Annotated in this window: 17 protein-coding genes; 12 read left to right on the top strand and 5 right to left on the bottom strand. The window is 72.2% G+C overall.

The genetic code is table 11. The features are described 5' to 3' along the window. The first annotated feature begins 2 nt into the window (after positions 1–2). The 3 genes from ABZZ04_RS03110 to ABZZ04_RS03100 all read left to right on the top strand — a co-directional run bounded on the left by ABZZ04_RS03110 (position 3) and on the right by ABZZ04_RS03100 (position 4,847). Entirely contained in the window at positions 3–1,964 is a 1,962-nt protein-coding gene (locus tag ABZZ04_RS03110; RefSeq protein WP_356930441.1) for a biotin carboxylase N-terminal domain-containing protein, read from the top strand. Further along, positions 1,961–3,151, top strand: a complete 1,191-nt coding sequence (locus ABZZ04_RS03105; RefSeq protein ID WP_356930440.1) for an acyl-CoA dehydrogenase — start codon at positions 1,961–1,963, stop codon at positions 3,149–3,151. Before ABZZ04_RS03110 ends, ABZZ04_RS03105 begins: the two co-directional genes overlap by 4 nt. Positions 3,152–3,278: 127 nt before the next feature. Then, on the top strand, positions 3,279–4,847 hold the full coding sequence (locus ABZZ04_RS03100) for a 4-coumarate--CoA ligase family protein (protein ID WP_356930439.1): 1,569 nt from the start codon (positions 3,279–3,281) through the stop codon (positions 4,845–4,847). 151 nt (positions 4,848–4,998) lie between these two features. Here the strand turns inward: ABZZ04_RS03100 and ABZZ04_RS03095 are convergent, their stop codons facing one another. Next, a complete protein-coding gene (locus ABZZ04_RS03095) occupies positions 4,999–5,610 on the bottom strand; it encodes a hypothetical protein (RefSeq protein WP_356930438.1) in 612 nt (203 codons plus the stop codon). Between the two features lie 202 nt (positions 5,611–5,812). Between ABZZ04_RS03095 and ABZZ04_RS03090 the strand changes: the two genes are divergently transcribed. Continuing rightward, positions 5,813–6,211, top strand: coding sequence for a RidA family protein (locus ABZZ04_RS03090; RefSeq protein WP_356930437.1), 399 nt, complete (start codon positions 5,813–5,815; stop codon positions 6,209–6,211). Between the two features lie 55 nt (positions 6,212–6,266). On the opposite strand, the gene ABZZ04_RS03085 is transcribed toward ABZZ04_RS03090, so the two are convergent. Beyond that, positions 6,267–6,485: a hypothetical protein gene (locus tag ABZZ04_RS03085; protein WP_356930436.1), complete on the bottom strand. Its 219-nt coding sequence runs from the start codon at positions 6,483–6,485 to the stop codon at positions 6,267–6,269. A 93-nt stretch (positions 6,486–6,578) separates the two neighbouring features. Here ABZZ04_RS03085 and ABZZ04_RS03080 point away from each other — a divergent pair, with 93 nt between their 5' ends. From ABZZ04_RS03080 to ABZZ04_RS03070, 3 genes are read left to right on the top strand one after another with little or no spacing between them, the layout of a single operon-like run. After that, positions 6,579–7,118, top strand: coding sequence for a hypothetical protein (locus ABZZ04_RS03080; RefSeq protein ID WP_356930435.1), 540 nt, complete (start codon positions 6,579–6,581; stop codon positions 7,116–7,118). Further along, positions 7,118–8,257, top strand: a complete 1,140-nt coding sequence (locus ABZZ04_RS03075) for a hypothetical protein (protein ID WP_356930434.1) — start codon at positions 7,118–7,120, stop codon at positions 8,255–8,257. The genes ABZZ04_RS03080 and ABZZ04_RS03075 overlap by 1 nt, the downstream gene beginning before the upstream one ends. Before the next feature lie 4 nt (positions 8,258–8,261). After that, on the top strand, positions 8,262–8,753 hold the full coding sequence (locus ABZZ04_RS03070; RefSeq protein ID WP_356930433.1) for a hypothetical protein: 492 nt from the start codon (positions 8,262–8,264) through the stop codon (positions 8,751–8,753). 504 nt (positions 8,754–9,257) lie between these two features. Here ABZZ04_RS03070 and ABZZ04_RS03065 read toward each other — a convergent pair. Both ABZZ04_RS03065 and ABZZ04_RS03060 read right to left on the bottom strand, forming a co-directional pair. Further along, positions 9,258–9,917 carry a methyltransferase domain-containing protein gene (locus ABZZ04_RS03065; protein ID WP_356930432.1) on the bottom strand — a complete coding sequence of 220 codons (660 nt, stop codon included), beginning with the start codon at positions 9,915–9,917 and terminating at the stop codon, positions 9,258–9,260. A 75-nt stretch (positions 9,918–9,992) separates the two neighbouring features. Further along, on the bottom strand, positions 9,993–10,520 hold the full coding sequence (locus tag ABZZ04_RS03060) for a GNAT family N-acetyltransferase (protein ID WP_356930431.1): 528 nt from the start codon (positions 10,518–10,520) through the stop codon (positions 9,993–9,995). A 229-nt stretch (positions 10,521–10,749) separates the two neighbouring features. Between ABZZ04_RS03060 and ABZZ04_RS03055 the strand changes: the two genes are divergently transcribed. The 4 genes from ABZZ04_RS03055 to ABZZ04_RS03040 all read left to right on the top strand — a co-directional run bounded on the left by ABZZ04_RS03055 (position 10,750) and on the right by ABZZ04_RS03040 (position 15,030). After that, the gene (locus tag ABZZ04_RS03055; protein ID WP_356930430.1) at positions 10,750–11,496 is read left to right on the top strand and encodes an enoyl-CoA hydratase family protein; all 747 of its coding nucleotides are present in this window, start codon (positions 10,750–10,752) and stop codon (positions 11,494–11,496) included. Further along, entirely contained in the window at positions 11,484–12,077 is a 594-nt protein-coding gene (locus ABZZ04_RS03050) for a TetR/AcrR family transcriptional regulator (RefSeq protein ID WP_356930429.1), read from the top strand. Before ABZZ04_RS03055 ends, ABZZ04_RS03050 begins: the two co-directional genes overlap by 13 nt. Positions 12,078–12,163: 86 nt before the next feature. After that, a complete protein-coding gene (locus ABZZ04_RS03045; protein ID WP_356930428.1) occupies positions 12,164–13,402 on the top strand; it encodes a serine hydrolase domain-containing protein in 1,239 nt (412 codons plus the stop codon). Then, complete coding sequence (locus tag ABZZ04_RS03040; protein ID WP_356930427.1) at positions 13,399–15,030, top strand: alpha/beta hydrolase; 1,632 nt, start codon at positions 13,399–13,401, stop codon at positions 15,028–15,030. Before ABZZ04_RS03045 ends, ABZZ04_RS03040 begins: the two co-directional genes overlap by 4 nt. Positions 15,031–15,087: 57 nt before the next feature. Here ABZZ04_RS03040 and ABZZ04_RS03035 read toward each other — a convergent pair whose 3' ends face one another. Continuing rightward, complete coding sequence (locus ABZZ04_RS03035) at positions 15,088–16,197, bottom strand: citrate synthase 2 (RefSeq protein WP_356930426.1); 1,110 nt, start codon at positions 16,195–16,197, stop codon at positions 15,088–15,090. A gap of 246 nt (positions 16,198–16,443) precedes the next feature. On the opposite strand from ABZZ04_RS03035, the gene pdxH reads away from it, so the two are divergent. After that, positions 16,444–17,070: a pyridoxamine 5'-phosphate oxidase gene (pdxH, locus tag ABZZ04_RS03030; RefSeq protein WP_356930654.1), complete on the top strand. Its 627-nt coding sequence runs from the start codon at positions 16,444–16,446 to the stop codon at positions 17,068–17,070. The last annotated feature ends 180 nt before the right edge of the window (positions 17,071–17,250 follow it).

The following is a 17,250-nucleotide window of genomic DNA, read 5'->3' as shown; positions in this document are numbered from 1 at the left end:
AGATGATCTCCACGCTGCTCGTCGCCAACCGGGGCGAGATCGCCTGCCGGATCTTCCGGACCTGCCGGGCGCTCGGCATCGCCACCGTCGCCGTGTACTCCGACGCGGACGCCGACGCCCTCCACGTGCGGGAGGCCGACACCGCCGTACGACTGCCGGGGGCCGCCCCCGCCGACACCTACCTGCGCGGCGACCTCGTCGTCGCCGCCGCGCTCGCGGCCGGTGCCGACGCCGTCCACCCCGGCTACGGCTTCCTCTCCGAGAACGCCGGCTTCGCCCGCGCCGTCCAGGACGCCGGACTCGTCTGGGTGGGGCCACCGGTCAAGGCCATCGAGCTGATGGCGTCCAAGACCCGCGCCAAGGAACTGATGGCCGCCGCCGGGGTGCCGCTGCTCGCCCCCGTCGACCCGGCCGGGGTCACCGCCGACGACCTGCCGCTGCTCCTCAAGGCCGCTGCGGGCGGCGGCGGACGCGGCATGCGCGTCGTGCGCGAACTCGCTTCCCTGGAATCCGAGTTGACGGAGGCGAGTGCCGAGGCCGCCGCCGCGTTCGGGGACGGCGAGGTCTTCGCCGAGCCCTACGTGGAACGCGGCCGGCACGTCGAGGTCCAGGTCATGGCCGACGCGCACGGCGGGGTCTGGGCGCTCGGCACCCGCGACTGCTCCCTCCAGCGCCGCCACCAGAAGGTCGTCGAGGAGGCCCCGGCACCCGGCCTCGACGAGGCGCTGCGCACCAGGCTGCACGACGCCGCCACGGCCGCCGCGCACGCGGTCGGCTACCAAGGCGCGGGCACCGTCGAGTTCCTCCTCTCCGCCGACGGGCGGCCGTACTTCCTGGAGATGAACACCCGCCTCCAGGTCGAGCACCCCGTCACCGAAGCGGTCTTCGGGCTCGACCTCGTCGCCCTGCAACTGCGCGTCGCCGAGGGCGAACCGCTGCCCGCCCCCGCACCCCCCGAGCCGCACGGCCACGCCGTCGAGGCCCGCCTCTACGCCGAGGACCCCGCCCACGGCTGGCAGCCGCAGACCGGCACCCTGCACACCCTGGACGTGCCCGCCGAACCCGGCATCCGCCTCGACACCGGCTACACCGACGGCGACACCGTCGGCGTGCACTACGACCCGATGCTCGCCAAGGTCATCGCCCACGCCCCCACCCGCGCCGAAGCCGTACGCCTGCTCGCCCGCACCCTGGAACGCGCCCGTGTGCACGGCCCGGTCACCAACCGCGACCTGCTCGTACGGTCCCTGCGCCACCCCGACTTCCTCGCCGCCCGCCTCGACACCGGCTTCTACGACCGCCACCTCGCCGCCCTCACCCCCGCCCCGGACGGGGCGGACCGGCACCTCGCCGCCCTGGCCGCCGCCCTCGCCGACGCCGCCGCCCGGCAGCAGGCCCCCGGCCCCGCACCGGCCCGCCTCGGCGCCTGGCGCAACATCGCCTCGCAGCCCCGGACCAAGCGCTACCGCGCCGAACCCGACGGCACCGAACACGAGGCCGCCTACCGCACCACCCGCACCGGCCCCGCCCCCGAGACCGGCGAACGCGTCGTCGCCGCCGCCCCCGACCGCGTCACCCTCGAAACCGGCGACGGCCTCACCCGCCGCTTCGACATCGCCGTCCACGGCGACAGGGCGTACGTGGACACCGCCACCGGCTCGCACACCCTCACCGCCCTGCCCCGCTTCACCGACCCCACCGACCGCACCGAACCCGGCTCGCTGCTCGCCCCCATGCCCGGCACCGTCGTCCGCGTCGCGGACGGCCTCGCCGCCGGGGCCGAGGTCACCGCCGGACAGCCGCTGATCTGGCTGGAGGCGATGAAGATGGAGCACCGCATCCTCGCCCCCGCCTCCGGCACCCTCACCGCACTCCACGCCGCACCCGGCCTCCAGGTGGAGGTCGGCGCCCTGCTCGCCGTGGTCACCGAATCCGTAGATGTAGACGCCGAGGAGAACGCATGAGCACCGTCAGCACCGCCGGCACCGTCCTCGAAACCGAAGAACACCAGGCCCTGCGCGCCGCCGTCGCCGCACTCGGAAAGCGCTACGGGCGGGACTACATGACCTCCGTCGTACGCGACGGGGCCCACCCGCGCGAACTGTGGACCGAGGCTGCCAAGCTCGGCTACCTCGGCGTGAACCTCCCCGAGGAGCACGGCGGCGGGGGCGGCGGGATGGCCGAACTCTCCATCGTCCTGGAAGAGTTGGGGGCGGCCGGCAGCCCGCTGCTGATGATGGTCGTCTCCCCGGCGATCTGCGGCACCGTCATCGCCCGCTTCGGCACCGAGGACCAGAAGCGCAAGTGGCTGCCCGGTCTCGCCGACGGCAGCCTCACCATGGCCTTCGGCATCACCGAGCCCGACGCCGGCTCCAACTCCCACCGCATCACCACCACCGCCCGCCGGGACGGCTCCGGGCCGGACGCCGACTGGCTGCTCACCGGCCGCAAGGTCTTCGTCTCCGGCGTCGACATCGCCGACGCCACCCTCATCGTGGGCCGCACCGAGGACGCCAGGTCCGGCAAGCTCAAGCCCTGCCTGTTCATCGTCCCGCGCGACGCCCCCGGCTTCGGCCGCTCGCGGATCGACATGGAACTCCAGGCCCCGGAGAAGCAGTTCGAACTCGTCCTGGACGACGTACGACTCCCCGCCGACGCACTGGTCGGCGACGAGGACGCCGGACTCCTCCAGCTCTTCGCCGGACTCAACCCCGAACGCATCATGACCGCCGCCTTCGGCATCGGCATGGGCCGCTACGCGATCGACCGCGCCGTCGACTACGCGCGAACCCGCCAGGTCTGGAAGGAACCCATCGGCTCCCACCAGGCCATCGCCCACCCCCTCGCCCAGGCCCACATCGAACTGGAACTGGCCCGGCTGATGATGCAGAAGGCCGCCAGGCTCTACGACGACGGCGACGACATCGGCGCGGGCGAGGCCGCCAACATGGCGAAGTACGCGGCCGGCGAGGCCTGCGTCCGGGCCGTCGACCAGGCCGTGCACACCCTCGGCGGCAACGGCCTCACCCGCGAGTACGGCCTCGCGTCCCTGATCACCGCGGCCCGCGTCGCCCGGATCGCCCCCGTCAGCCGGGAAATGATCCTCAACTACGTGTCCCACCAGTCCCTGGGTCTCCCCAAGTCCTACTGAGAGGGCCCATCCTGTCCCTCCACACCGCGGACGCGGCGGTGGCGCGGCTCCCGGGGCACCGCCGCACCACCGCACCACCGCCCTTCCGCAGCTCGCCGCACCCGCCGCTCCGAAGGGACCCGCCAGGATGCACGTGTTCCACAGCGACCACCCCGCCGTACCGACCCTCGACACACCCATCCACGACGCGGTGCTCGGCGATGCCGCCGCGTACGGCGACACGGTCGCGCTGATCGACGGCACGGACGACACCTCCGCCCTCACCTACCGGCAGCTCGACACCTTTCACCGCCGCATCGCCGCCGGACTCGCCGAGGCCGGACTCCGCAAGGGCGACGTCCTGGCCCTGCACAGCCCCAACACCATCGCCTACCCGGCGGTGTTCTTCGGCGCGACCCGGGCCGGCGCCACCGTCACCACCGTCCACCCCCTCGCCACGGCGGAGGAGTTCGCCAAACAGCTCCGCGACTCCGCCGCCCGCTGGATCGTCACCGTCTCCCCGCTCCTGCCCACCGCGCTCGCCGCCGCGGAACTCGCCGGGGGCATCGAGCGGGTCCTCGTCTGCGACCGGGCCGAGGGACACCCCTCCGTGCTCGACCTGCTCGCCACCACCGCCCCCGAACCCCACGTCACCATCGACCCCGCAGAGGACGTCGCCGCCCTCCCGTACTCCTCCGGCACCACCGGAACCCCCAAGGGCGTCATGCTCACCCACCGCTCCATGGGCACCAACCTGGAGCAGCTCCGCCCCTTCGTCCCCATGGGCCCCGGCGCCCGCATCCTGGCCGTCCTGCCCTTCTTCCACATCTACGGCCTCACCGCCCTGATGAACGCCCCGCTGCGGCTGGGCGCCACCGTCGTCGTGCTGCCCCGCTTCGACCTCGACCAGTTCCTCGCCGCGATCGAGAAGCACCGCATCACCGGCCTGTACGTGGCCCCGCCGATCGTCCTCGCCCTCGCCAAGCACCCCGCGGTCGACCGCTACGACCTCTCCTCCCTGGAGTACGTCGTCAGCGCCGCAGCCCCGCTCGACGCCGAACTCGCCGCCGCCTGCTCGAAGCGGCTCGGCCTGCCGCCCGTGCGCCAGGCGTACGGCATGACGGAACTCTCCCCGGGCACCCACGTCGTCCCGCTCGCCGCCGAGAACCCGCCGCCCGGCACGGTCGGCAGGCTGCTGCCCAGCACCGAGATGCGCATCGTCCCGCTCTCCGACTCCTCGTCCGGTCAGGGCGAGATCCTCATCCGCGGCCCGCAGGTGATGAAGGGCTACCTCGGCCGCCCCGAGGCCACCGCCGAAATGATCGACGCCGACGGCTGGGTGCACACCGGCGACATCGGCCACGTCGACGACGACGGCTGGCTGTTCGTCGTCGACCGGGTGAAGGAACTCATCAAGTACAAGGGCTACCAGGTAGCCCCCGCCGAACTCGAAGCCCTCCTCCTGACCCACCCCTCCGTCGCCGACGCCGCCGTCATCGGCGTCACCGACGACGAGGGCAACGAGGTCCCCAAGGCATACGTCGTCCGCCAGCCCTCCGCCCCCGACCTCACGACGGACGACGTCATGGCGTACGTCGCCGAGCGCGTCGCCCCGTACAAGAAGGTCCGGCAGGCCGAGTTCACCGACGCGATACCGCGCGCCACCTCGGGCAAGATCCTCCGCCGCGAACTGCGCGACCGGGAACGGAAGCACTGACTGACTGACCGGGCCGGCCCGGTCGGCCGACCACGGCCACCTCGCGGCATCGCCGGCCCACTCGAACCGCAGGTCGGCGATGCTTTCGAGGTCGATGCGGGCCGGCACCGGTTCGACCGCGTCCCGGCAGACAGCCGCTTCCCCCGGACACTCACTCCTGGCTGGAGAGAGGAGCCCGTAGCTCCACGCGGAGCCGGACCGATGTATCGACGGGCAATCCCAGGCCGGAGTGGCGGAGATCCTTCGAGAAGTCCGCGATGAGATCGAGATCCCGAAGCTGACGCCGCAGCTCGGAGGCCAGTGCCTCGTCCGGGTCGACCGGGATGTCATCCTCTTCCGTCTCGGCCAGGTACTCGAGATGCTGCTCGACGGCCTCCACCGCTCGGCCACTGGTCCAGAAAGCGAAATCGTGGCAGCCGAACAGGTAGGTGTGCGCGGCGTACAACGTCGCCGCCGCGGCGGACTCGTCCGCATCGTCCGGGCCGTCCTGGCCGTCGTTGTGGCAGTACTCGCCGAGCATGTACTCGGCGACACCGCGGTTGACCGCGGAGAAGGCCGTCAAGTCACCGAGAACGCCCTCCCACACGGAGTTCAGCAGAGGGCGCAGGCTCAGGGTGAACGGCGCCTGCTCCTCCTCGGGCAATGCCTCGTGCCGGCTCATGAGCCGTTCCGCGACCCCGGCGGCGAAGACGCGACGCTCACCGGCCGACACCGACTTCAGCCGCTCCTCCACCCGTGCCGACAGTTCCTGCCACGTATCCATTCGAGCCACCTCGGAGTCGTGATGCCGACGTGTGCCCGCCGGCCACGACAATCATTCCGATCACCGGTGACAGTGCCGCTCGCAGGCCCGCAGTCGTCCGCATACGGCTGCCTGCCCACCGGCGGGAGCCCCGTCGAGGATTGACCGCGGCCGGGACGGTCCTTGATCGTGATGGCCTGGCGCTCGCTGAAATGGAGATGTGATGATGCAGCACTTCGTGCGACCCGAGGGAGCTCCACCCGTGAACGGCTACAGCCACGCGGTGGCGTTCACAGGAGCCGTCGTGGCGGTCTCGGGCCAGGTTCCGGTGGACGGCGAGGGCCGACCGGTGGGCGAGGGCGACGCCGAGGCGCAGGTGCGCCAGGTGTACGCGAACCTGGCCACCGCCCTGGAGGCGGCGGGTTCGGCCCTCGAACACGTGGTCAAGCTGACCGTCTACCTGACCGACCTGCAGGACCTGGCGGCGTTCCGCCGGGTACGGGACGAGCACCAGGACCCCGCCCGTCCCCCCGCCTGCTCGCTCGTCCAGGTGGTCGGGCTGGTGAACCCCGCCTTCCGGGTCGAGATCGACGCATGGGCCGTGGTGCCGGGCGGCGCATGAGGGAGCAGCACCCACCGGTACCCGAACTCCCTCGGGAATCAACGCAGTTCGGTTCTCAGGGTCGTTCGGGCCTGTGGGCGAGGAAGGTGGCGAAGGTTCTTTCGGCCCCTTCGGCGGGTTCCTCCACCAGCCGTGCGGTGAGGACGAGTCCGGCCCGCTTCAGGAGCTCGGCGAGCCGGTCGGGCGGCAGCAGGTAGGACTCGTAGGACACCGGGAGGCCGCCGTACGCCTGCGTGGGACGCAGATGACTGCGCAAGAAGCTGCCGCACGACATGCCTCGACCAGCGCTGTCGGGTCTCCATCCCGATGTGATCATTCGACTCTCGCCATAATTGCCTGAGAGGTGACACCGAACGGGGGATCACATATGAGCGAGGGCAAGGCCGCAGGGGACGACCGGCTTCCGGAGCCGGACAGGGCGAAGCTTCCGCTGTCCCCGGAAGAAATCGAGCGGCACAAGGTCCTCCCAGGCCGGGAGGGCCACTACACCGCGCCGCCCGCAGGCAGCACCGCCGACCCGCTGGTCCGGCCGCAATTACGCCCGGATCCTCCCGGCCTCCAGCCGCCGCCCTCCGGCGGACAGTCGGTCGACCTGAAGATCGCACCAGGTGTGCTCAAGAAGGCAGCCGGTCAGATCGACGACATCCACGACCACTTCTACAAGCCGGCCGCGTCGCTGGAGGAGCCCGCGCTGAAGGCGGTGGGCGCGCTGGAGGGCCTGGAGTCGGCGCGGGCGGTCCGGCTCGCCCACCGGCAGTGGGAGCGGCAGGCCGGCACGGTCACGGCCTGGCTCGCGCACATCGCCGAGAGCCTGCGGGCCAGCGACGGCACCTACACCCGGACCGACATCGCGGTGGGCCGGACCGCCGGCCAGGTGCAGGTCCGCTCGGCGCTGGAGGACTACTGATGGCGGCGACCTTCTACCTCTCCCTGCTGGCCGTGGACCTGTCGGCGCTGGGCGGCCTGGCAGAGCGCTGGGAGATCATCCACCGAGACATCAAGGGCCTCGGCAAGCGCATGCACGACGAGGCGCTCACGCCGCTGCGCGACAAGGGCTACTGGGAAGGGGCGGCGGCCCCGTACGCCTGGAAGATGATCGACGACATCGAGCGCCGGCTGGAGAGCGCCGCGAAGGTGGCGGACGCGGCCCGGCGCGTCGTCGAGGACGGCGTGGGCGATCTGAAGTCCGCCCAGAAGGACCTCCAGGACGCCACGCGGCGGGCCAAGGAGAGGGGCCTGCACATCAACGCGGACGGGACGCTCTCCCCGGACGTCGTCGACAACGTCTGCAAGGTCGAGCTGACCGACGAGGAGAAGAAGACCATCGAGGCGGCGGATCGGGAGATCGCGCAGATCCTCAAACGGGGGGTCACAGCCGACCGCAACCTCGCCTACAGCCTGATGGCAGACATCGGCCAGGGCCAGTGGTTCAACAGCGACCCGGGGCTCACTGACATCGACTCCACCAAGAAGATCAGCGAGGGCGCGTACAACGCGCTGGTCCTCGCCCTCCAGGGCAAGGCCCCCTGTCCGGGGCTCAGTTCGGATGATCCTTACTCGCTGGGCTGGGACTGGGTGACCGGTGACGGCTCCCGGCACCGCGACTACTACTACGGCGACGAGATGACCGAGCTCATCCGGTCCAGCGAGAGCATGGGGCAGCTACGGCTGGACACGCTGGAGCAGTGGCGGTCCACCGGCCAGCCGCAAGGCAGCGTGGCGTACTCGATCTCGGAGAGCGGCAAGCTGGGCGCGCTCAAGAAGCTCATCACCACGGATCTGCCGGCGATCGTCACCGGCGACGAGGAGCATCTGGGCGAGGCGTTCACCGGCTCGTACAACCTGAACTACGCGGTCAAGGGCCAGGACCCCGACGGCTCCCTGGTGGTCGAGTACACCATGAAGAACAACACCAGTAACGAGTCATTCCTGCACTACATCGGCTACTACGACTGGCTGGAGAAGTTCAACCGTGAGGAGGGCGTCTTCTCGTCCGTGGACCAGAAGATCGTCTGGACCGAGCGCATTCCGGCGAAGGAGAAGTGAGTCGATGTCCCGAGCACGTCTGCCGGCGGCCGCCGTCGTGCTGGCTCTGCTGACCTGGCTGCCGGGCTGTTCGTCGGCGCCCACCGCTGTCGAGGGCTGCATGGGAAAGCAGGCGGTCGGCGCGACCTCCGCCGAACTCGCCGGCACCTACCGGGGCGAGGGCGACGCGGAGGGCGTGACGCTTGTCCTGAAGGCGTCGGAGAGCAAGCCGGGCAGCGGAACGGTCACCGTGCGCGACTGGCCGACTGGTGACTGGTACCGGAGCGAACTCGGGGAGTCCTTCGACGGGTCCGGCACCTGGTCCGTGGTGCAGGGCGGCACCTCGGCCACCGAGTTCGCGCACCTGTCCCTCTCCTTCACCGCGCCGAAGCGCTTTCTGGACGGGGACACCCTCGACTCCCTCTCGATCGCCGAGGGCGACGGACGTATCCATCTCTACGCGGAGGACGACCCGGACGTCTGCCCCACTTTCCGGCTGCGGCTCCAGGGCGGCTGAGCCCGACGCGACGCGCGGCAGCGGTGAGGGGGCCCCGTCCCGCACGGCACTCACCGGCTGGCGGTGCCGGAGACGGTACGTCAGGCGCACCAGCGACCTGCGTATGCGGCCTTGCGATGGCGCTGCGGCGCATCAGCTCGGTTCCGATGCCCTGGCCCTGGGAGCCGGGGAGGACTTCCCGATTCGTCCTGACGGGCGCGCGGAGCCCGGGTGCTCACGGATCGGTAGGGTCGTGCACGATGGCTCCTGGGGTCCGATTCACTCCAGGAGCCATCGTGCACGCGCCGTCACCTGCCAGGGGCGCACCGGACCCGGCAGGCGGGGCCGGTCCCGACCTGTGCTTCCGAGGGGTGGCAGACCTTCATCGGAAGTGTGGCCGAGGGCGCGTTGTAGGACCTGCCCGTGGCGACGCGGGCGGGGCAACGGCTTCGCGAAACGTGAACGCGCCTCCGTGCAGCCGAGGACGGCCGTGCGGGGGTGTTGCCGTGAACCGCAGTTCGGGTCTCAGGATCGTTCGGGCCTGCGGGCGAGGAAGGTGGCGAAGGTTCTTTCGGCCCCTTCGGCGGGTTCCTCCACCAGCCGTGCGGTGAGGACGAGTCCGGCCCGCTTCAGGAGCTCGGCGAGCCGGTCGGGCGGCAGCAGGTAGGACTCGTAGGACACCGGGAGGCCGCCGTACGCCTGCGTGGGACGCAGGTGCTGGCCGGCCCCCACGTGCCCGGCCAGCATCAGACAGCCCCCGGGTGCGAGGGTCCGGTGGAACTCGCCGAACACCACCGGCAGCAGCTCCGGCGGCGTGTGGTGGGTGGAGTAGTACGCGAGGACGCCCCCGAGGGCGTCGTCCGCGATCGGGAGCGAGGTCATCGAGCCGACGGCGAAGGGCAGGCCGGGGTGGGTGTCACGGGCCAGCTCGATCATGGCGGGCGACAGGTCCATGCCGAACACGGGCACGTTCCGCTCGGCGAGGTGGGCCGTGACCTTGCCCGGCCCGCACCCCAGGTCGGCGACGGGCCCGAGCCCGGCCGTCCGTACCGTCTCCGCGAAGACGTCCAGCATCCCCCGCGACAGCGGGTCCAGCTCCGCCGGGGACTTGACCCGTTCGAAGTAGGCGGAGGCGACGGTGTCGTACGACTTCCGGACGGCGGCGAGGTGGGAGGTGTCGGGCATGCGGGCGACTCTAACGAAGGCCCGTGGAACCCGACTTCGGGGCGTCGGCCGGGGCCGTCCCGTGACGGCCGGTCGTCACCGCGGAGCGTCGCGCAGGTTCCGTACGTACCGGTCGAACCGCGTGCCGCCGTTGCCGGGCGGCTGCTCGCCGGGGCCGAACCCCGCCCGCCGCGCGACCGCGACGGACGCGAGATTCTCCGGGTCGACCTGGATCACCGCCTCCTCGCCGCCCTCGGCGGCCGCGTGGTGCGACGCCAGCAGGACCGCGCGGGTGGCCAGGCCCCGCCCCCGCCAGGATGGGTAGAGGCCGTAGGCGACGTTCACCTGGCCGGGGGCCAGGCCCTCCCCCGCGAACCGCAGGTCGACCGTCCCCGCGAGCACCTCGCCGGGGCCCACCCGGATGCCGAAGGCGCGGAGCGGCCCGCCGGTGTCCCACTGCTCCCGGCAGTGCCGGAAGTACGCCTCGACGCCCTCGCGCGTGCCGGGGCCGCCGTTGAGCCAACGGACCAGCAGTTCGTCCTCCCCCGCGAGATGCGCCTCCACGTCGTCCGGGCGCAGCGGCGACAGAGCGATGGTCCCGTCGGACAGTCTCACCTCATGCATCCGACGATCCTCGATGCCGAAGCCGTTCCGCGCCATCGGATTCCGGGGGAGGCGCGGCCGGGAAGCGCCGGAGAGCACGGCAGTGGAAAGCATGGCGCCGGAAGTGCGGCACGGGAGGAAGCGCGGCGCCGGTGAAAGCGGGGCGGCAGAAATCATGCAAGCGTGCTTGATTGTTCCTGTTCCCGCTGCCACGCTCGACGCGACGTCCCCGCAGCAAGGAGAGTGACCGATGAGCCGGCTCGCCCCACCCGTCCACGACCGGGGCATCACCACCCTCGCCCTCGACTCGCCGGCCAACCGCAACGCGCTCTCCGCGGCCATGGTCGACGAGCTCGCCACCGCCCTGGACGCGTGCATGGCCGACGACACCGTACGGGCCGTCGTCCTCACCCACACCGGCAACACCTTCTGCGCCGGCGCCGACCTCACCGCACCGCCCGACCCGTACGCCCTCGTCGCCCTGATGCGGCGGATCGTCGCCCTGCCCAAGCCCGTCGTCGCCCGGGTCACCGGACACGTCCGGGCGGGCGGCCTCGGGCTGCTCGGCGCCTGCGACATCTCGGCGGCCGGCCCCGGCGCCTCGTTCGCCCTCACCGAGTCCCGGCTCGGCCTCGCCCCCGCCGTCATCTCCCTGCCGCTGCTGCCCCGCACCGACCCGCGCGCCGCCACCCGCTACTACCTCACCGGCGAACGCTTCGACGCCGACGAGGCCGCCCGCATCGGCCTGATCACGCTCGCCGTCGGACCCGGCGAGGACATCGACGAGGCGCTCGCCCCCGTGCTGGACGGCCTGCGCAAGGCCTCACCGCAGGGGCTGAAGGCATCGAAGGAGCTGGTCACGGCTACTGTGCTGGAAAGCTTCGACCAGCACGCCGAAGACCTCATCGCCCGCTCGGCGGCACTCTTCGCCTCCGCCGACGCCCGGGAAGGAATGACGGCCTTCCTCGAACGACGGGACCCCGCATGGGCGTTGTGATGCCCCCCACCGACCGGACCCCCAAGCAGGACCGCAGCCGCGCCACCCGCCGCAGGCTCCTCGAAGCCGCCGTCTCCTGTCTGGCCGAACACGGCTGGGCGGGCTCCACGGTCTCCGTCGTCGCCGAACGCGCGGGCGTCTCGCGCGGCGCGGCCCAGCACCACTTCCCGACCCGCGAGGACCTGTTCACCGCGGCCGTCGAGTACGTCGCCGAGGAACGCTCCGCCGCTCTGCGCGCCCTGCCCGTCCAGGGGCGCACGGAGGTCGTCGCCGCACTCGTCGACCTGTACACCGGGCCGCTCTTCCGCGCCGCGCTCCAGCTCTGGGTCGCCGCCTCCAACGAACCGCAGCTCCGCCCCCGCGTCACCGAACTCGAAGCCCGCGTCGGCCGCGAGACCCACCGGATCGCCGTCGAGCTCCTCGCCGCCGACGAGACGAAGCCCGGTGTGCGCGAGACCGTCCAGGGCCTCCTCGACATGGCCCGCGGCCTGGGCCTGGCCAACGTCCTCACCGACGACACGGCCCGCCGCCGGGGAGTCGTCGCGCAGTGGACGGTACTGCTGGAACGGGCACTGGACTGAGCCGCGGCAAGTAGGGCTGGCCCCAGGGAGGTTGGGGGGAAAGCCGCAGTGATCACCGGGGTGTCGCGCGGCTAGCGTCGATCCGTGTGAGACACGGACAGAACAGAGCGAACAGACCCTCCGCCCGCGCGGTCGTCCTGGCCGCGGTCACGGCGCTGCTGGCCGCGGCTTCCGCACCGGCATCCGCATCCACGCACGCCGCACACACCGAGCACGCCGCACACGCCCCGCCCCGCACGGCCCTGCCCGACGGCTGCGACACCGCGCGGGACGCACTGGCCGACCGGTTCGCCACCCTGGTCGCCCGGGACGGCATCCCGGGCACGGCCGCCGAGGTCACCGGTCCGCACTGCGGCCGGTGGACGGTGGCGCGCGGCGTCGCCGACCTGGACACCGGCCGCCCGATGCGCGCCCGGGACCGGCTGCGGATCGGCAGCGTCACCAAGACGTTCACCGCCACCGTCGTCGTGCAACTCGCGGCCGAGGGCCGGATCGGGCTGGACGCCCCCGTCGAGCGCTACCTGCCCGGACTGATCCGGGGCAACGGCCACGACGGCCGCCGGATCACCGTACGGCAGCTGCTCCAGCACACCAGCGGGCTCCCCGACTACGTCGAGGCGATCGTCGAGCGGCCCGTCGACGAGTGGCGGTTCCGCCACTTCGAGCCCCGGGAACTGGTCGCGACCGCGCTGGCGATGCCGCGCCCCGACACCACCTGGTCCTACTCGACCACCAACTACGTCCTCGCCGGACTGGTCGTCGAACAGGTCACCGGACATGGCATCGAGGCCGAGGTGCGCCGCCGGATCATCGAGCCGCTCGGCCTGCGCGACACGTACTGGCCCGGTGACCGCACCCGTATCCGGGGCCCGCACTCGCGCAGCTACACCCCCGCCGAGGACCCCGCGGACCCGGCCCCGACGGACGGCACCGAGTGGAACATGACCTTCGGCGGCGCGGGTGGGGCGCTGGTCTCCACCCCCGCCGACCTCAACCGCTTCTTCCACGGCCTGTTCGACGGCCGGCTGCTCCCCGCCCGCTGGCTCGCCGAGATGAAGCGCACCGTACCGGCGGACCCGCAACGGCTCTGGCCCGGCGCCCGCTACGGGCTCGGCCTGATCTCCTCCCCGCTGAGCTGCGGCGGCCGGTGGTGGGGCCACGGCGGAACCGTGCCGGGCGGACACCGCGCGCTCGGCGCGGTCGGCCCCGACGGCAGCGGCGTCGCCCTCGCCCTCACCAAGGTGCCCGACACCGACCGGGCCGAGGAGGAGTTCCTCGCCGCCGTCGACACCGCCCTCTGCCCCTCGTACAAGGAGACGAAGTGACACCCCGGTCCCACACCCACCGGCCCTCGGCCCGGACCGCACGCCGCGCCCCGGCCGCCGCCCTCGCCCTCGCCGCCTGCCTCACCGCGATCCCCGCCGTCGCCGTCGCCGCGCCCCACACCACGCCGAAGAACACCGGCCCGAAGAGCACCACGCCGAAGAACACCGGCCCGAAGCACACCGCCCCCGGCCTCGACCGCTACTACGACCAGCGCCTCACCTGGGGCAGCTGCGCCACCGGACCCGACGACACCGTGGGCAAGGACCTCGACAGGGCAGGGGTCCAGTGCACCGACGTGACCGTCCCGCTCGACTACTCCGACCCCACCGGCCGCACCATCACCGTCGCCGTCTCCCGGCTCGGGGCCACCGACACCCGCCACCGCATCGGCGCCATCCTGCTCAACAACGGCGGCCCCGGCGGCACCGCCGTCGACTCCCCGCCGCACATCCGCGAGGCCATGAAGGGCGTCGGCGCGCGCTACGACATCATCGGCTTCGACCCCCGCTTCGTCGGCCGCAGCACCCCGCTGGACTGCAACTGGCCCACCGGCATGTTCTTCCGCTCGGCCGGACCCGACCGGGCCGGCTTCGACCGCCAGGTCGCCTTCCAGAAGAGCCTCGCCGACAAGTGCCGGGCCACCAACGCCGACGTCCTCCCGCACGTCACCACCCGCAACACCGCCCGCGACATGGACGTCATCCGCGGCGCCCTCGGCGAACGGCGGATCTCCTACCTCGGCTACTCGTACGGCACCTACCTCGGCACCGTCTACAGCCAGATGTTCCCCGGCCGCTACGACCGGATGGTGCTCGACGGGGCGATAGACCCGGACGAATACGGCCCCCGGCTGATGCGCGACGGAGTGCGCGAGAACGAGCGGGCGCTCGCCGCCTGGGCAGACTGGGCCGCCGCCCGCCACGACACCTACCACCTCGGCCGCACCCGTGCACAGGTCCTCGCCACCGTCGACCGCGTCTCGAAGGCCGCAGCCCGCAAACCGCTGGTCCTCGGCACCGGCGCCGACACCTTCCGGATCGACGCCTCCCACATACCGCTGCTGCTCTTCATGTCGCTCGCCGACGACCACGACGCGACCCGGGCCGAACTCGGCGGGACCGTCTCGGTGCTCTCCGAGGCCGCGAAGGGGCGCCCGACCACCCTGTCACCGGGGCTCGTCGGGGCGTTCCGGTTCATCCTGACCGGCGAGCAGTCGCAGGCGGGCAGCGTGCAGACCGCGATCCTCTGCGGCGACCGGGCCGCGCCCCGCGACCCCGGGACGTACTGGCGGGACATCGAACGCGGTCGCGCCGCCCACCCGCTGTTCGGCCCCATGACCGACAACATCCTGCCGTGCGCCTTCTGGGACCGGCCCCGCGAGGAACCGACCCGGGTGGAACGGGACGCCCCCGCACTGATCGTGGGCGCCACCGGCGACCCGCGCACCACCTACCGCGGCACCCTCGAACTGCACCGCAAGCTCCCCGGCTCCCGGCTCGTCACCCTGGAGGGGGCCAACCGCCACGGCCTGTACGGCGAGTACGGCAACGACTGCGTCGACAACCGGGTCAACCGCTACCTGGCCACGGGCAAACTGCCCACCAAGGACCTGACCTGCGTCAAGTGAGCAGCAACGGACGGGCGTCCGGCACCGGGGAACCCCGGGACCGGACGCCCGTCCCCCTCAGTTCCCCAGATCCGCGAGCTGGTCGTACCCCGGGATCTCCCGGGGGTCGCGCGAGCCCGGACCGACGTACCGTGCCGAGGGCCGCACCAGCCGCCCCGTCCGCTTCTGCTCCAGGATGTGCGCCGACCAGCCCGCCGTGCGCGCACACGTGAACATCGACGTGAACATGTGCGCCGGAACCTCCGCGAAGTCCAGCATGATCGCCGCCCAGAACTCCACGTTCGTCGCCAGCACCCGGTCCGGGCGCCGCGCGTGCAACTCCTCCAGCGCGGCCTTCTCCAGCGCCTGCGCCACCTCGAACCGCGGCGCGCCCAGCTCCTCGGCGGTGCGCCGCAGCACCCGCGCCCGCGGGTCCTCCGCCCGGTACACCCGGTGCCCGAAGCCCATCAGCCGCTCGCCCCTGTCCAGGGCCTTCTTCACGTACGCGGTGGCGTCGCCGGTCCGCTCGATCTCCTCGATCATGCCGAGCACCCGGGACGGCGCACCGCCGTGCAGCGGCCCCGACATCGCGCCCACCGCACCCGACAGCGCGGCCGCCACGTCGGCGCCGGTCGACGCGATGACCCGGGCGGTGAACGTGGAGGCGTTCATGCCGTGCTCGGCGGCCGAGGTCCAGTACGCGTCCACGGCCTTCACGTGCCGGGGATCCGGCTCGCCGCGCCAGCGGATCATGAACCGCTCGACCACGGAACCGGCCTTGTCGATCTCGCTCTGCGGAACCATCGGCCGCCCCTGCCCGCGCGCCGACTGGGCGACGTACGACAGCGCCATCACGGCGGCCCGCGCCAGGTCGTTGCGCGCGGTCTCCTCGTCGATGTCGAGCAGCGGCCGCAGACCCCACACGGGGGCCAGCATCGCCAGCGCGGACTGCACGTCGACCCGGATGTCACCGGAGTGCACCGGGATCGGGAACGGCTCGGCCGGCGGCAGCCCGGGGTTGAACGCCCCGTCGACCAGCAGGCCCCAGACGTTTCCGAACGACACGTGGCCGACGAGATCCTCGATGTCGACACCCCGGTAACGGAGCGAACCGCCTTCCTTGTCAGGTTCGGCGATCTCCGTCTCGAACGCGACGACTCCCTCTAGTCCCGGTACGAAGTCGGACATGGCGGCTCCCTCGGTCGACGGCTCTGTGGAGGCCCTGCAGCGGCCTGCCCAAGATATTGGCGGCTTTCCCCGACCCGGGGGAAGCGTGACATCCGGCACAGGAGGAGCCCGTCCCCACCGGGTGCGGCCCCTCGCTCCTGTCCACCTCCATACCCCTCCGGTGCCGGGCGGGAACGGATGCTGCGGCAGGATGACCCCGTGCCCACCGCAGACTCTCCCTCCGATTCCACCACCGATCCGGCCGCGATGCGCGAGCAGTACCGCTCCGAGGCCTTCACCGAGGACACGCTGGCCGACGACCCGATGCGGCAGTTCGCCCACTGGTTCCGGCAGGTGGCCGTGGGCGGGGTGCTCCACGAGCCCAACGCCATGATCGTCTCCACCGCCACCCCCGAGGGCCGGCCGTCCTCCCGCACGGTGCTGCTGAAGAAGTACGACGAGCGCGGCTTCGTCTTCTTCACCAACTACGAATCCCGCAAGGGCCGCGAACTGGCCGCCAACCCGTACGTCTCGCTGCTCTTCCCCTGGCACCCGATGGCCCGCCAGGTCATCGTCACCGGCAGGGCGGAACGTGTCGGCCGCGAGGAGACGGTCGCCTACTTCCGCACCCGCCCGCACGGCTCCCAGCTCGGCGCCTGGGCCAGCGCCCAGTCGACGGTGATCGGCACCCGCGAGGAGCTCATCGCCCGCTACGAGGAACTGGCCGCCCGCTACCCGGAGGGCGAACACGTTCCCGCGCCCCCGCACTGGGGCGGCTACCGCGTCGTCCCCGACACGATCGAGTTCTGGCAGGGCCACCCGAACCGGCTCCACGACCGGCTGCGGTACGTCCGCGAGGGCAAGGACTGGCGCGTCGAGCGCCTGTGCCCGTAGGGCCCCCGGCCCCGAGGACCCCTGGCCCCGGAAACCCCTGGCCCCGGAAACCCTCGGCCACGAAAGACCCCGGACACGCAGAAACCCGCAGGCTCTGGTCCCTCCTTGCGGAGGAGCCGGCCGGACTTACCGGCGAGCCTGCGGGTCGGTGACTGCTTGGGATTGGCCGACGTCCGGCCT

Origin of the sequence: Streptomyces sp. NPDC006435, from assembly GCF_040612315.1 — a bacterium.
Taxonomy (GTDB): domain Bacteria; phylum Actinomycetota; class Actinomycetes; order Streptomycetales; family Streptomycetaceae; genus Streptomyces.
Note: the sequence above shows the minus strand (reverse complement) of the source record. Positions and strands in the feature narration are given on the sequence as shown.